The sequence below is a fragment of the Streptosporangium sp. NPDC023615 genome (genome assembly GCF_040640155.1).
Classification (GTDB): domain Bacteria; phylum Actinomycetota; class Actinomycetes; order Streptosporangiales; family Streptosporangiaceae; genus Streptosporangium.
This window is the reverse complement of record NZ_JBFABE010000081.1, coordinates 20,238-35,242: the sequence shown is the minus strand read 5'-3', so window position 1 is coordinate 35,242 and position 15,005 is coordinate 20,238. Positions and strand designations below refer to the sequence as shown.

Below are 15,005 nucleotides of genomic sequence, written 5' to 3'. Positions count from 1 at the left end.
GTGCGGCTCGTTCATCGGCTCGAAGTAGACGTTGCCGTTCGAGCCGTAGGTGTTGATCACGGTGGACCACATCGTGTTCCAGGCGGGGAGGTTCGTGATCCTGCCGCCGGAGGCGGCGCCGTCCTCCCAGTAGGCGAGGATGACCTTGAATCCACGCTCGGTGGCGGCGTCGATGGCGCCGCGGTAGGCGTTCCACCAGGTCGTGCTGGCCACGGTGTGGGTGTTGATGGGCAGCCGGACGGTGTTGACCCCCATGGTGTAGGCCACGTGGTCGTAGAACGCGTTGGCCTTGGCCCGGACCGTCGCGTTGCTGTCGGACTGACTCAGGCCCTGCACGACGAGCGGGCCGGTGCTGAAGTTGTCTCCGAGCACTGCCCAGTTCATGCCTCGGAACTGGCTGGTGTCGGCATTGGCCGGCGGCGCGGAGACGACGAGGCTTGTCACTGCGGCGAGCACGGTCACCACAAGGACGATCAGTAACCGGCGCCACGACCGGGCGCTCCACGCCGGTCCCGATGAGTGACCATCAGACGCCATGATCAGTGCCATGAAATGTCCATTCACTAGGTCTGAGTTCCTGGGTCGAACCCCCGGTCGGCGTGACGACCGGGTCGTACTGGTTCAGGGGTGTCCGGTCGAGACTCGTCGGGGCCCACCGCCGGGGGGAGGGCGTGGTCGTCACCGGACCGGTTCGGCGCCCCTTCGAAGCAGCCCATGGCACGGGCCGAACACGTGGCCGCCGACGACGCCGCGGCGATGTGGACGACACTCCCCGGCACGGCCGTCGACTACGTGATGACGGTGGCGACGATCTCTTGGCGCGGGAACACGCCGGGCATCCTTTCCGGGAATCGGCGAAAAGACAGCGAGGGACGACATCACAGCTGCGTGCTCATGGCGAGACTCAAGGGCGATGGGACGCACCGAAGAGTTGTTAGCGTTAACATTTCCGTGCGTACCTTGTCCCTGTGAGCTTGGCAATGGGGAGATCGGTTACCTGAGAAGGACCGACGATCGTGGGTCGCATGCATGCTTCTGGCGCATTTCCGCAAAGTGTTTAGGGTGCGCAGGCGGGATGTCAACATCTCGCCACAAGAAATCCATCTCCGCACAGTCAACGTCCTGCGACAGCAGCGATGGCGTACAGCGCCGATCTCCGGCCGCAGACGGTCGTATCGCGTGTTCACCCCTCTTCGGCACTCGGCACTCGGCAGTCGGTGGCGCGGCCGCAACCACCGGGCGCCGGGGAGGCAACGGCCACATCCGAACCCTTCGGCATGCGGCTTTCACCTTAATTTCAGCCGAAGGAAGCACGACGGATTCGTCGGTGCAGCTCAACGTGGCCCGTTCGACTCGAATCCATGGAAATCCCCGCGCGACCTTGTCCGGCCACGGCAACCTCGTCAGAATCAGTTCAGTCTTCAACTATTGGTCGGAGGCCCACCCGCACGGATGAGGAGAGGCATGAAGCGCACCATCTTCGTTCTCATCGGCTTCCTCGGCGCCATGCTCATCGGCGTCAATCCCGCGTCCGCGGCCATCGCCGCGGTCGACTGTTCCACCGGCGGGTACACGCGGGCGTACAACAGCCACATCCCCTCCAACATGGAGCGAGGGGCCATCGACGGGCGCAGCTACAACATCGGAGGCTCGCTTTCGTACGAATACGAGATCTGCCTCGACATCCCGGACACCTCAACGTTCACGATCGAGGTGCGGATCTGGAACAACGGCACACAGACCGCCTTCGTGGACGACCGGCCAGGTGACAAGGTCTTCCGCTTCTCGCTCGCCCCGAACAGCTTCTGGCAGGTCTACGGCACCATGACCGGACCCGGCAGCACCTACCTGTACTACACCTGGCACGAGAAGCGGGTCTAGTCGCGGCGGGTCCAGCCGCTCCGCCACACCGCCTTGGCGAGATCGCCGCCCCGGACGACGACTCCTTCCTCGCCGGAAGGCGGATCGCGGGCCGACGTAGACGGTGCGGCGGCCCCGGCCCTCACCGTGGGCGCCCCGCCGCACGCGCGGCAAGGCGCCCATCTTGACGGTGCCCGGTATGGCGTTCTTCGACAGAGTGGTCACTCCGTCGAGGCCGGTCGCCTGTTCGTGGAGGAGACAGGTGGTGGCCCGGCCGTTCCGCCGGGGGCGTGGTGGGACGTTTTCGGCTTTCGCGTAGTGCCTGGCGGTAGGCGCCCTCGTCCATGACGGGGACGGTGGGCGGGCCTGGTCCAGCGTCGGGACAGCGACGGTGCTACTGGTTTCGCTCAGACTCGCGCTGCTGGTAGCCGCGCGGAGACAGTCCGTGGAAGCGGGAGAAGGCGGCGCTGAACGTGGGCAGGTGGGCGTACCCGATCCGGCGCGCGACGGCGCTGGGCTGGGCGCCTCCGGCGAGCAGGTCGCGAGCGATGCGCATGCGGGCGGCATAGCGCCAGCGACCCAGTGTCATACCTGTCTCGTCGCGGAAGGCACGGTGGATCTCAGCGCGGACATCAACATCATGCGTCCCGCCAGACTCGCCGATACGACGCAAGCACTCCATCGCGACAGCACGCGCGCGCGGATCGGTGGGCATCGGCACCGACAGCGCTCGCTGCGCGGCAACCTGTTCCGCGAACAGGTCGAGGATGTGGCGGGGGTTGTGGTCGTCGGGACGCAGTCCGGACCGGGCGCTGATCGAGCAGAACATCAAGTAGTCGTCCCACGCAGGTGAGAACCGCACCTGCAGCGGCACTGTCAGTTGGAGGTCACCGGTACTCACGTTGCCCAGCGGCAGGGAGACGGAGTTCTCGCGGAGGCCGGTGACATGCTCCATTTCTGCGGGGATCCAGGTCGCTACCCCTCGCTCCCGCTCATAGCGTCGGTCGCCGATGTCCAGGTACCCGCTGCCTCGATACATCCAGCTTAGGACATGGATGTCGTTGGTGTGTGACGGCGTGCTGGCGGCGGGCAGCATCTCCGGCGCAGCGGGAGTGTCCATCTTGCGCGTCATCCGAATCAGGTCGTCGGTCTGCCGTGCCGCCGCCGCCCGTTGCGTCAGCCCACCGGCACCAGGTCGGGCGGAGAGCTCCCGTCCGAACTCGTGGGGGGTCAGGCCGAACCGTCCCTTGAAGGCCCGCGTGAGGCCGTTGCGGCTGGCGAAGCCCACTCGAGCGGCCACCTGGTCCACGTCGTAACCGGCAGCGAGGAATTCCACGGCAGCGGCGAGTCGGCAGAGCAGCCGCCACTGCTCGAACGTGAGCCCGGTGTCGGCGAGGAAGTCACGGCGCAAGGTGCGCGCGCTGGAGAGCACCCGCGACGCCCAATGCTCGACCGTGAGGTCAAGTGCGGGGTCGCGGATCAGTTCCTCGGCGACTGCTCTGGCGCCGCGGGCTCGCGGCATCGCGGGCGAGGCGAATTCCTCTGAGCTCGGATTTCGCCCGACCCCGACGGGCGTCGGCGAGCGCGAGCCGGGACGCCGAAGGAACTCCTCGATCGCCTCGGGGGAGTACCCGCGGCCGTTGAACGGAGTGACCTGCAGGTTGAAGAGCTGGATCAACCAGTCCTGGCGACCACTGGGAACGTCGAACCGCGTCAGTTCCGACAACCCCCAAGCGCCGACGCCGACGTGGGGCCACAGCGGGAAGGCGACAGTGCCTGGTTCAGTGGTGATCGCCCGCTCTGCCCAGCCATCTGCGGGAATCCAGGCGCCTTCGCCGGCCTTGAGGTGGAGCATCGGCCCGCCGTCGAGGCGCACGTGCGCCGCGCCAGTGCGAACCCAGAGCAGCAGCGGTCGAACGGGCGCATCTGCCGCACCCAACCGCGCGCCCGGAATCGGAGGCGGGTCGCCGGCACCCGCAGCGAACAACGAGGGCACCACCACGTCCTAACCATGCGGCAGTCTGCGCACACCATTGTAGGTAAGGTTTACCTAACCTTACCAGTGCGCGCCCTCCCGATGCCGGCGCACGGCTCCTGCCCTCGAAGCGACCGGAAAGTTTGGTTCCCCGCATGCCCAAGACCTCGCGCCAGCTCACCGTGTACCCGCCGACCCTGCGTGAGGTCGAGGTGGTCCGGACTGTCGACATCACCCCGGGGATGCGGCGGGTCATGCTGAGTGGCGAACAGTTGCGTGCGTTCACCACTGCGGACGGCTTCGCGCGACCGGCCTTCGAGTCCTCGGGCTTCGACGACGACCTCGGGTTCTACTTCCCGTACCCAGGTCAGCGCGATCCGGTGCTCCCGGTCCAGGGCGAGGCCAAGTTGATCGTGCCCAAGGATCCCCGACCGCTGTCGAGGACCTACACGGTTCGCCGGTGGGACCCCAAGGCCGGCGAGCTGGACGTGGACTTCGTCAAGCACGGGGTGGGCGCGGGAACGACGTGGGCCTATCGCGCCCAGCCGGGTGACCGGATCCACCTCAGCGGCCCGAGCACGTCCAAGGCGTTCCCGGTCGGCGCCGACTGGTTGTTCGTGGCAGGCGACGACACCGCACTCCCCGCGATCGGCCGCCTGCTCGACGAGCTCCCGCCCGACGCCCGGGCGCAGGTATTCATCGAGATCGCCGAGGATGCCCACCGCCAGGAGCTGCGTGAGCTGCCCGGGGTGGACGTGACGTGGCTGGTCCGCCCCGGCGTAACGGCCGGGACCGTGTCGCCGCTCACCGAGGCCGTCCGCGGTGCGGAGTGGTGGCCGGGCCAGGCGTTCGCGTGGCTGGCCGGCGAGCACAAGGCCGTCCGGGACATCCGCCGGCACCTGGTCGAGGACCGCGGCGTGCCCAAGGAGGACATCGACTTCGCCGGCTACTGGCGTCGCTCCAAGGTCGTCGCCCTGGAGACCGACGGGGCGGTACCCGACCCGGAGAGGACGGTCACCCCGTTCCAGAAGCTCCACGACCTGACCGGGCTTGTCGCGCCGATCGCGATCCGCACCGCCGTCGAGCTGGGCGTTCCCGATCTGGTCTCCCGTGGCGTGACCAGCGTGACCGAGCTGGCTGCCAAGGCCGGCGCCGGCGAGCGCGCTCTGGGCAAGCTTCTGCGTTACCTGCACACCCTGGACGTGGTGACCGAGACGGAACCGTGTCACTACGCTCTGACGCCGGTCGGCGATGTCCTCACTCTGGAGTTCATCGCCGACCGGCTCCACCCCGCCGGGGTGGTCGGTCGCGAGATGCTCGGAATCCACGGCCTCACGGAGTCGGTCCGCACCGGCCAGCCCGCCTACGCCTCGGTCACCGGCCAGACCTTTGCCGACGTGCGAGCCGAGCAGGACTACGAGGACCGTCACCTGGAGCGCCTGGCGAAGTTCCAGCCCGCACTGGCCGAACCGATCGCCACGTCCGACCTGCTCGCCGGAGTCCAGCGCCTGGTGATCCACTCCGGTGGTGCCGGCGCCCACGCCCGTGAGTACGTCGCAGCCCACGAGAGCCTGCGCGTGACGATCTGCGCCCTGCCCGCCCAGGCCGACTGGCTGCGCCGCGACCTGCCCGTCACGATTCCCGACGAACAGCAACGCACACGGGTCAGCGTGCTGGAGCAATCCATATTCGAGCCCAGCCCAGCAGCCGACGCCGTGCTCGTCAGCCGCGCCTTCAAGACCCTGCCCGACGCCGACGCCGCTCACGCACTACGCCGGGCAGCCGAGAACCTCGTCCCCGGCGGACGGGTGCTGCTGATCGAGGAGGTCTTCGACACCGACGATCTCGACGAACACGACGGCGAGGAAGACCTGATCGGCCTGGTCTGCCATGGTTCCGGCCTTCGCACCGCAGCGGAGCTGGACGCCGTGATCGCCCGGGCCGGCCTCACGCGCAGGTCGGCGCACACCGTCGGCCTGGGCACCACCGTCCACGAGCTCCTCCGCTCCACCGCCGGCTGAGCCCCTTCACCCGGGAAGAAGAAGAAAGAAGAGAACGCCCATGAGCAACACTTCCCTGACGAGGCGCGGCGCAGCCCTTGCTGCCGCGCTGATGAGCGCGTCGCTCGTCCTCACCGCCTGCGGCAGTGACGGCGACGGCACCGGCGACAAGACCGCCGAGACCCGCAGCGTCAAGGCCGACAACGGCACCATCGAGATTCCCGTCGACCCCCAGCGGATCGTCACGATCGGCAACACGAACCTCCCCTTCATCGATCTGGGTGGCGAGCCGGTGGGCGTCACCGAGGTGTCCGCCTCCGACCTCGACGTGCTGCCGGAGAAACAGAGGACTGCGTACGAGGCAGCCGAGATTGTCGGCAGCAACGGTGGTGAGGTAGACCTCGAGAAGCTAGCCGGCCTCAAGCCGGACCTCATCCTGGTCCAGTTCCACTCGAATGACTGGGACAAGGTCGGCAAGCGACTCGAGACAATCGCCCCGACCCTGCTCTGGGGGCTCGACACCGAGTGGAAGGCCTTCGCCGACGCGATCGCGGAGGCCGGCAACGTCGCGGATGCGCTCAGCCGGCAGAAGGCGGAGTACGAGGAGAAAGTCGCCAAGATCCAGGAGACCTACGGCAAGATCATCGACGGCACCTCGTTCGTCGACGTCTCCCGCGGAGACTGGAACGATCCCGGAACGTTCTACATCGCGGACATCGGTTGCTCCGAGATCGCCCGGGACGACGTCGGCCTGGACCTCCCCGAGGCGGCCGAGGGCAAGGACCCCTTGGCCTACGAGTCCTTGCCGTTCGAGCAGATCGGCGGGCTGTCCAAGTACGACGTGATCACCTACCCCGTCGACGCCGAGGGCCGGCCGGCAGAGCCCTTCGTGCCGGTGGTCGAGACCAACACCTGGAAGGCGCTGCCTGCCGTGAGCTCCGGTCGTGCGCTGGGGGTCTTCTGCCCCGGCAACAACTCCTACGGGCCCGTCATCCGGTACCTGGACTCGCTCGACAGCGCACTGGCGACCCTCCCAGCCAAGAAGTGACAGCCCTCGCCCCGCGGCAGGACGGTCCGGGCACCGAGACGGTGCCCGGACCGCGTCGTCGTCTGGTCGGCCTGGTCGTCGCACTGGTGGTGCTGGTGGTCCTGCTGGTGCTGAGTGTCATGATCGGGTCGACGGCGATCGCGCCGTCAGTGGTGTGGGACGCGCTGTTCCACTCCTCGACCGGCATCGACCGGTTCGCGATCCGCGACTTCCGGCTGCCGCGCACGATCGTGGGTCTGGTCGTCGGTGTCGCACTCGGTCTGTCGGGCGCGTTGATCCAGGCGCTCACCCGCAATCCCCTGGCCGATCCGGGTGTCCTCGGCGTCCATGCTGGCGCGTCCTTCGCGGTGACGGTCGCCGTGGGCTTGCTCGGTGTCCGCGACGCCCAGGGCTACATGTGGTTCGCGTTCGCGGGGACACTGATCGTCACGCTCCTGGTGCTCGCCCTCGGGTCGACACGGCAAGGCTCCTCGCCGGTGGTCGTGGTGCTCGCCGGGGTCTGCGCCGGCGCCGTGCTCGGCGGCGCCAGGGAGGCGCTCCAGTTGACCAACCCGGACGCCTTCGACGCGATGCGGTACTGGAACGCCGGGTCGATCGTGGGTCGCCCGATCGAGGTCGTGTGGCCGATCCTGCCGTTCTTCGCGGTGGCACTCATCCTGGCCCTCGCGGTGTCGGGCCCGCTCAACGCTCTGGCTCTGGGTGACGAGCTGGCGGTCGCCCAAGGGGTCCGGTTGGTACGCACCCGTGTGCTCGCGGTGATCGCACTCACCCTCCTCGCCGGTGGCGCCACCGCGATCGCCGGACCCATCGGATTCGTCGGACTCATGGTGCCGCACGTGGCCCGCTGGATCGTCGGCCCGCACCAACGCTGGATCTTCGCCTACAGCATCCTTCTCGCCCCGAGCCTGCTGCTGGTCTCCGACATCCTCGGCCGCGTCGTGATGAGACCCGGCGAGATCCCCGTGGGTATCGTCACCGCCTTCGTCGGCGCTCCCGTTCTCGTCGCGCTGGTGCGGCGGAAGAAGGCGAGCGGACTGTGAGCACGCACATTCCGCGGGTGGACTTCGGGCGGCGGGTGCTGGTGCTGCGGCATCGGCGGATCGCGGTACGGCTCCTGTGGCGCTCGGTCGTCGTCTGCGCGGTGCTCGCGGTCGCGGTCGCCGTCACGGCGGTGCTCGCGCTGATGACCGGCTCGTACCAGCTGAGCCCCGGGCAGGTGCTCTCCGCACTGACCGGCCGGGAGACCGGCATCGTCCACGACGTCGTGGTCGAGTGGCGGCTGCCCCGGGTGGCCGCGGCGCTGGTGTTCGGCGCGGCTCTGGGGGTGAGCGGGGCGGTCTTCCAGTCACTGTTGCGCAACCCTCTCGCCGACCCCGGTGTCATCGGGTTCTCCCAAGGCTCCTACACCGGCGCGCTGATCGTGATCCTGGTCGTCAACGGCACCTACGTGCAGCTGGTCGGCGGGGCGTTGCTGGGCGGGATGGCCACCGCCGTGGCCGTGTACGTACTCGCCCACCGACGAGGGGTGCAGGGATTCCGGCTGATCATCGTCGGCATCGGCGTCTCGGCGATGCTCGGGTCGCTCAACACCTGGCTGATCCTCAAGGCCGACCTGGACCAGGCGATGTCCGCGGCCGCGTGGGGTGCCGGGTCGCTCAACGGCGTGTCCTGGGACCAGGTCGTCATCGGCGGCGCCTGCATCGCGGTACTCCTGCTGCCGGCCGGAATGTTGAGCCGGCCGATGCGGCAGATGGAGCTGGGTGACGACGCGGCCGCCTCGCAAGGGGTGCGGGTCTCGCCCGCACGCCTCGGCCTGATCGTGGTGGGAGTGGCGCTGACGGCGACGGTCACGGCCGCGTCGGGGCCGATCGCGTTCATCTCCCTGGTCGCCCCGCAGATCGGACGCCGGCTCGCCCACACCGCCGGGATCACCCTCGCCCCCGCCGCCTTCGTCGGCGCGCTGCTGTGCCTGGTGTCGGACCACCTCGCCCAGCACGTCGCCCCCACCCCGCTGCCGGTCGGCGTCATCACCGTCGTGCTCGGCGGCGGCTACCTCGGATACCTGCTGTTCACCGAAGTCAGGAGACGCCCATGAGCGCGACCTCGCCCGACACCGCGCGCCTCCGTGTGGAGTCGGCGACGATCGGCTACGACAAGCGGAACATCTCCGAGCATCTCTCGGTGGTGATCCCCGACGAGTCGTTCACGGTCATCGTCGGCCCGAACGCGTGCGGCAAGTCCACCCTGCTGCGCGGCCTGTCCCGGCTGCTGAAGCCGTCGGCCGGGCAGGTCGTCCTCGACGGTGCCGACATCAACTCCTACAAGACCAAAGAGGTGGCGCGGCGGGTCGGACTGCTGCCGCAGACCTCGATCGCCCCGGACGGGATCACCGTCGCCGACCTGGTGGCCCGGGGACGGTACCCCCACCAGGGGTTCATCCGGCACTGGACCGAGGACGACGAGCAGGCCGTGCTCAGAGCGATGCGCCAGACCTCGGTCACCGACCTGTCCGGGCGCCTGGTGGACGAGCTGTCGGGCGGGCAGCGCCAGCGCGTGTGGGTGGCGATGGCGCTCGCGCAGCACACCGACATCATGCTGCTCGACGAACCGACCACCTTCCTCGACATCACCCACCAGATCGAGCTGATGGAGCTGTTCACCGACCTGCACCACGTCGGCCACACCCTGGTCGCCGTACTGCACGACCTGAACCACGCCGCCCGCTACGGCACCCACCTGATCGCCATGAAGGACGGCGTCGTGGTCGCCGAGGGCACTCCGGACGAGGTCGTCACGGCCGATCTGGTCGAGGAGGTGTTCGGCCTGCGCTGCCTGGTGGTGCCCGATCCGGTGGCCGGCAGCCCCCAGGTGGTGCCGCTCGGCCGCGAACGAACCCGACAGAGGTCCGCTGACAACACCGACCTGGAGAGCGCGAGAAATGGCTGATCCTTTTGTCGAGAAGCTGTCGACCGGTGAATGGAGCCCGGAAAGGTTCAGACGACGTTTCAAGGAGGCGGGCGCACCGCTTGTCGAGCGGGTCTCCGCAGACGAGGTGGAGGTGACGTTCGTCGACGAGCCCGGAGACGACACGACGGTCACCCTCTCGGTGGCGATCGGCCCCAGAATCGGCTTCAACCCGATCGACACGGAGTTCGCCTCGGTGGCGGGGACGCCGTTCCGCGTTCTCACCCTGCGAATGCGTTCCGACCTGCGCTTCTCGTACGTGTTCGTACGACGTGGGCCGACGGGTGAGGGCGAACAGGTTACGGACCCGTTCAACCCGCCACCGAGGTTCTCGGAGTGCTCGGTGGAGCGGTTCTCCGGGGCCTCGGTGGCAGTGCTGCCCGACGCGGTGCCTTTGCCCTGGCTCGATCAGGCCGAAGCACGGCCGGCCCCGGCAGTGGAAACCGCCGTGCTGGCGAGCGAGCTCCTGGGAGACGAACGCCGCATCTGGGTCTCGATGCCCCCGGGAGAGTTCCCGGACGAGAGCGCACTGCCCTTCGTGATCCACCTGGACGGGACGCCGGACCACAGCGCGCCGAGCGTTCGTGACGCCCTGGTCCGGGCGGGACTGGTCCGGCCCTGCGTGGTGGTCCTCGTCGGTCAGCCCGCACCGCAGCGCGACAAAGAGCTACTCTGCAACCCGGCGTTCTCCCAGATGCTGGTCCGGGAACTGCTGCCGTGGCTCCACCACCGGTATCCGCTCTCGCGGGACCCCGGTGACGTCGCGTTGGCCGGCGAGAGCTTCGGCGGTCTGTGCGCCGGCTGGACAGCGCTCCACCACCCGACGACGTTCGGCAACGCCATCCTCCAGTCCCCGTCGTGCGGGTATCACCCTGACCTCACGTGGGGCACCGGGTCAGGCGAGCTGCTGCGCCGCACCCCCGTACCGACACTGATCGCCGACTACCTGGCCGCGGAAACGGCACCGATCCGTATCTTCCACGACGTCGGTGAGCTGGAGAGCTCGAACACCCACAGTCGCTGGCTGGACCACGTGCTCACCGGGAAGGGCTACGACACCCTCTACAGAGAGTTCGCCGGCGGACACGACTACGCATGGTGGCGAGGAATCTTCGCCGATGCCCTGCTCTGGTGCTTCCCGCTCAGGAGCAGGGACCGGAGCCAGGTGTGAGGAACTCTCCGCGTTTCCCGGGCACCGACACCGCAGGACTGGGGCGAGGACCACTGACCCGCCGGCTGCCCGTGCTCCTGCTCGCTCCCGCCGAGCCGCTCGGTGCTCGGCCGTTCGAGTCCGGGCCGGGGATCACCCCGGGCCGGTTCCTGCTGCGAGTGATCTTCTCGGTGAAGCGGGTCGGCGTTCCCGCGATGCTGCTGGCGATCGTGTGGCAGGTGGGCGAGTCCGCGGTCCCGGTGGTGATGGGACTCGCGATCGACCGGGCCCTGGCGACCGGGGATGAGGGACAGCTGGTCCTGTGGCTCGGCGTGCTGGTGGCCCTCTACGTCGCGCTGACGTCGGCGGCGAGGCTCTCGCTGCGGCTGACCGCCTATGCGGTGCAGGTACTGCAGCACCGACTCCGCGGCACCCTCTCCACGGGCGTGCTGCACCCGGTCGGCGGCACCGCCCGTGCACCGGACGGCAGCGTGGTCTCGGTGATGACGAACGACGTCGCACGCCTGTCCAACGCGGTGATCCTGATGATCATCCCGGTCTCGAGGATCACGGCCATCGGATTCATCGCGGCATCGCTGCTGGCGACGCACTGGTTGCTCGGACTCGTGGTGCTGTTCGGGGCGCCGGTCGCGGTCTGGTCGATGGGCGTGCTCAGTGAGCGACTCTCCCGGGACACCCGCGAGTACCAGGAGCTGCTGGCCTCCACGGTCGGACAGGCCACGGACCTGGTCGCCGGCTACCGGGTGATCAAGGGGGTACGTGCCGAGGCCGAGGCGACCAGCCGGTACCGGCAGGCAAGCCAGGAGACCCTTGCCGGCGCCAGACGCAACGCGGGCCTGCTGGGGAGGTTCCTTGTGGGCTCGGGCGTGGTCAGCGGCACGTTCGTCGCCGCGGTGATGGGGCTGGCGGGCTGGTTCGCCGTGGACGGACAGCTCAGCGTCGGCGGGCTGATCACCGCCGTCGGCCTCACCCAGGCACTGCTGCCGCAGATCCAGGCGATCGCGAGCACGTCCATCCCCAACCTCGCCGGCGCCCGCGCCTCGTCCGCGCGTGTCCTCGACGTGCTGCGGGACAACGCCACGTCGACGACTGGGCCCGATGACGCGACCCGGCAGGAGGTCACCGCGCTGCCGGAGCTGGAGGTGGTCGTGCCAAGCGTCTCCGGGCCCGGCGTGACGATCCGGGTCGAGCCCGGCGAGCTCGTGGGCGTACGCGCCGACGACCGGACCGCCGCCCGTGTCGTCGAGGCGCTGCTGGACCCGCGGGCCGAGGGAGGGGCCGAGGCGCGGCTCGACGGGATCGCGGCGCGAGAGCTGTCCCCGGTCGAGTACCGCTCCCGGGTCACCGTCGCGCCGCACCGCGCCACGCTGTTCAGCGGCACCCTCCGCGACAACGTCGCCGTGATCGCGGGCGCACCCGAGCGGGTGGACGCCGCGGTGCGAGCCGCCGCTTGCGACGACTTCGCGGCCGACCTCGACGTCCCGGTCGGCGAGGGCGGCAACCAGCTCTCGGGCGGCCAGCGCCAGCGGGTCGCGCTCGCCCGCGCCCTGGCGAGCGACGCGCCGGTGCTCGTGCTGCACGACCCGACCACCGCGGTCGACTCGGTCACTGAGCACACGATCGCAGGCCGGCTGCGCGGTGTCCGGGCAGGCCGCTCGACGCTGCTGATCGCCTCGACCCCGGCGCTGCTCGTTGCCTGCGACCGCGTCGTCGAGCTGCCTGACGACGTACCCGCGCCCTCAAGGACGGCGCGGTGAGCGGCACCTCCGCCGTGCCCGGGACCGCGGCTTCCGATGTCGGGCCGCCCGGGCTGCCGGTCGCGAGCGGCCGCGAGACGGTCAGGGAGGTATGGCGGCTCAGCCACGGGTACCGGCTCCGGCTCGCCGCGACCGGGGTGCTGGGGATCGTCAGCACCGGCGTCGATCTGATCGTTCCCGTGGCGATCGGATTCCTCGTCGACCGCGTGCAGGCCGGCACCGCGGACCTCGCCACAGTGCTGACGGTCACGGTCGTCATGGCGCTCTCGGCAGTCCTCGGTGCCGCGGGCACCGCGCTGACGATCGTGCTCGCCACCCGCGTCTACCACTCCATCCTCGCCGCGCTGCGCGAGCAGCTCGTGGGCCACGCGATGACGCTCCCACAGCACCTCGTCGAGCGCGCCGGCACCGGAGACCTGATCTCACGGTCCAGCGACGACGTCACCGCGGTCGCCGACGCCGCCCCCGCCGTGATCCCGGTGCTCACCGTCACCGCCTCCACCATCGTCGTGTCGCTGAGCGGGCTCGCGGCACTGGAATGGCCCTACGCGGCCGCCTTCGCCGTCGTGCTGCCGGTCTACGTGCTGGCCGTGCGGTGGTACCTGCGCATCGGACCAGGGGTCTACCGCGCCGAGCGCACGGCGATGAGCGCCCGTGCCCAGCAGATCCTCGAGTCCCAGCGCGGCTACGCCACCGTGCTCGGCCTCGGGCTCGCCGAGCGACGCCACCGGGCCGTGATGACGGACTCCTGGCGCGTCGCGAGGCAGTCGCTACACGCACGCACCGTGCTGAGCATGCTCAACGCCCGGCTCAACCTCGGGGAGTGCCTGAGCCTGGCCGCCGTACTCGTCGTCGGCTTCGTCCTCATCGACCACAACGCATCGACCGTCGGCGGCGCCACCACCGCCGTGCTGCTCGTGCTACGCCTGCTCGGACCGGTCAACCAGCTGCTGCTGGTCATCGACACCCTCCAGTCCGCCCTCGCATCGCTGAGCCGCATGATCGGGGTCGTCACGATTCCGTTCAGCTCGTTGGATGTCCCAGCGCAGGCCGCGAGCACCGCCGTACAGCTCGACGAGGTCTCGTTCCGTTACGGCGAGGGGCCACGGGTGCTCGACGACATCACCCTCGACATCCCGTCCGGTCATCGCGTGGCCGTCGTCGGCGTGTCCGGGGCAGGCAAGACCACGCTCGCCGGCGTGGTCGCCGGCACCCACCTACCTGAGGCCGGGAGGGTGACTCGCCCCAGCCGTACCGCGATGATCACCCAGGAGGTCCACGTCTTCGCGGGCACCCTGCGCGACAACCTCACCCTCGCCGCCCCCGGGGCCACCGACCGCGACCTCCATGCAGCGCTGGAAGCCACCGGCGCCGCATCGATCCTCGATGTCCTCCCCGACCGGTTGGACACCCTGCTAAGTGTCGGCGGACACCCGCTCACCGACGCACAGGCGCAGCAGCTCGCCCTCGCCCGCCTGCTGCTCACCGACGCTGATCTGGTGATCCTCGACGAAGCGACCGCCGAGGCCGGCTCCACCTACGCCGGACAGCTCGACCGCGCTGCTGATGCCGTCCTCGCCGGGCGCAGCGCGGTCATAGTCGCGCACCGTCTCTCCCAAGCGGCAACCTGCGACCGGATCATGGTGATGGAGCATGGCCGGATCATCGAGACCGGCACCCACGCAGAGCTGGTTGACGCCGGTGGTGTGTACGCCGGGTTGTGGACGGCCTGGGAGGCCGCTCAGTGACAACAGCACGACCAGGCCAGGATTCGCCGCGGTCCACCGCTCATGCCCGAAGACGGGTATGGCCGCCCCGAGGGTGGGGCGGCGGAGGTGCTGCGGGACTCACGAGCCTCCGCCCGGCAGACAGACTCCTTGTCGCCCACACGGACACCCGTCAGGTCCAGGGCAGAGCCGTTGAACACCCCCAGGTGCATGTCCCGCACGCCCTCGGCGCCTACCCCCGTGGCAGCACTGATTGCCTCACACACCTCCGTGGTAGCGACGACGCCATACGCCAGCGAACGCACATCGCCGGAAACCGGACGCAGGTCCAGTCCCAGTGACTCGGCCATCACCCACGGCGGGCAACCGTTCCGAACCGCTAACCGATCGACCCACGACGCGACGGACTCACCAGGCGCGGGAGTGACCACCAACGCCAGCCGACGGGGCCAGACCACCATCATTTTTCGAGCCCAACCTCCTGTCGTACGCGCCTCTACCGC

Annotated in this window: 12 protein-coding genes; 9 read left to right on the top strand and 3 right to left on the bottom strand. The window is 69.3% G+C overall.

Annotated elements, in window-relative coordinates:
- A partial coding sequence (locus tag AB0G16_RS34425; protein ID WP_362814525.1) for a cellulase family glycosylhydrolase occupies positions 1–462 on the bottom strand: 462 nt, incomplete at its 3' end.
- Between the two features lie 1,002 nt (positions 463–1,464).
- Here AB0G16_RS34425 and AB0G16_RS34420 point away from each other — a divergent pair.
- Positions 1,465–1,881 carry a hypothetical protein gene (locus tag AB0G16_RS34420; RefSeq protein ID WP_362814523.1) on the top strand — a complete coding sequence of 139 codons (417 nt, stop codon included), beginning with the start codon at positions 1,465–1,467 and terminating at the stop codon, positions 1,879–1,881.
- Positions 1,882–2,254: 373 nt separating this feature from the next.
- Here the strand turns inward: AB0G16_RS34420 and AB0G16_RS34415 are convergent, their stop codons facing one another.
- Positions 2,255–3,862, bottom strand: a complete 1,608-nt coding sequence (locus AB0G16_RS34415; RefSeq protein ID WP_362814521.1) for an AraC family transcriptional regulator — start codon at positions 3,860–3,862, stop codon at positions 2,255–2,257.
- A gap of 128 nt (positions 3,863–3,990) precedes the next feature.
- Here AB0G16_RS34415 and AB0G16_RS34410 point away from each other — a divergent pair, with 128 nt between their 5' ends.
- Genes AB0G16_RS34410 through AB0G16_RS34375 form a run of 8 tightly spaced genes read left to right on the top strand, consistent with a single transcriptional unit; the run spans position 3,991 to position 14,523 of the window.
- Complete coding sequence (locus tag AB0G16_RS34410; RefSeq protein ID WP_362814519.1) at positions 3,991–5,856, top strand: siderophore-interacting protein; 1,866 nt, start codon at positions 3,991–3,993, stop codon at positions 5,854–5,856.
- 40 nt (positions 5,857–5,896) lie between these two features.
- Positions 5,897–6,883: an ABC transporter substrate-binding protein gene (locus AB0G16_RS34405; protein ID WP_362814517.1), complete on the top strand. Its 987-nt coding sequence runs from the start codon at positions 5,897–5,899 to the stop codon at positions 6,881–6,883.
- Complete coding sequence (locus AB0G16_RS34400) at positions 6,880–7,923, top strand: iron chelate uptake ABC transporter family permease subunit (protein WP_362814515.1); 1,044 nt, start codon at positions 6,880–6,882, stop codon at positions 7,921–7,923. The genes AB0G16_RS34405 and AB0G16_RS34400 overlap by 4 nt, the downstream gene beginning before the upstream one ends.
- Entirely contained in the window at positions 7,920–8,978 is a 1,059-nt protein-coding gene (locus AB0G16_RS34395; protein ID WP_362814513.1) for an iron chelate uptake ABC transporter family permease subunit, read from the top strand. The genes AB0G16_RS34400 and AB0G16_RS34395 overlap by 4 nt, the downstream gene beginning before the upstream one ends.
- A complete protein-coding gene (locus tag AB0G16_RS34390) occupies positions 8,975–9,829 on the top strand; it encodes an ABC transporter ATP-binding protein (RefSeq protein WP_362814511.1) in 855 nt (284 codons plus the stop codon). Before AB0G16_RS34395 ends, AB0G16_RS34390 begins: the two co-directional genes overlap by 4 nt.
- A complete protein-coding gene (locus AB0G16_RS34385; protein WP_362814509.1) occupies positions 9,822–11,018 on the top strand; it encodes an alpha/beta hydrolase-fold protein in 1,197 nt (398 codons plus the stop codon). Before AB0G16_RS34390 ends, AB0G16_RS34385 begins: the two co-directional genes overlap by 8 nt.
- Entirely contained in the window at positions 11,015–12,775 is a 1,761-nt protein-coding gene (locus AB0G16_RS34380; RefSeq protein ID WP_362814507.1) for an ABC transporter ATP-binding protein, read from the top strand. The genes AB0G16_RS34385 and AB0G16_RS34380 overlap by 4 nt, the downstream gene beginning before the upstream one ends.
- Positions 12,772–14,523 carry an ABC transporter ATP-binding protein gene (locus tag AB0G16_RS34375; protein WP_362814505.1) on the top strand — a complete coding sequence of 584 codons (1,752 nt, stop codon included), beginning with the start codon at positions 12,772–12,774 and terminating at the stop codon, positions 14,521–14,523. Before AB0G16_RS34380 ends, AB0G16_RS34375 begins: the two co-directional genes overlap by 4 nt.
- On the opposite strand, the gene AB0G16_RS34370 is transcribed toward AB0G16_RS34375, so the two are convergent.
- Complete coding sequence (locus AB0G16_RS34370) at positions 14,517–14,963, bottom strand: TniQ family protein (RefSeq protein ID WP_362814527.1); 447 nt, start codon at positions 14,961–14,963, stop codon at positions 14,517–14,519. The two genes, AB0G16_RS34375 and AB0G16_RS34370, sit on opposite strands and share 7 nt — an antisense overlap.
- Positions 14,964–15,005 lie beyond the last annotated feature (42 nt).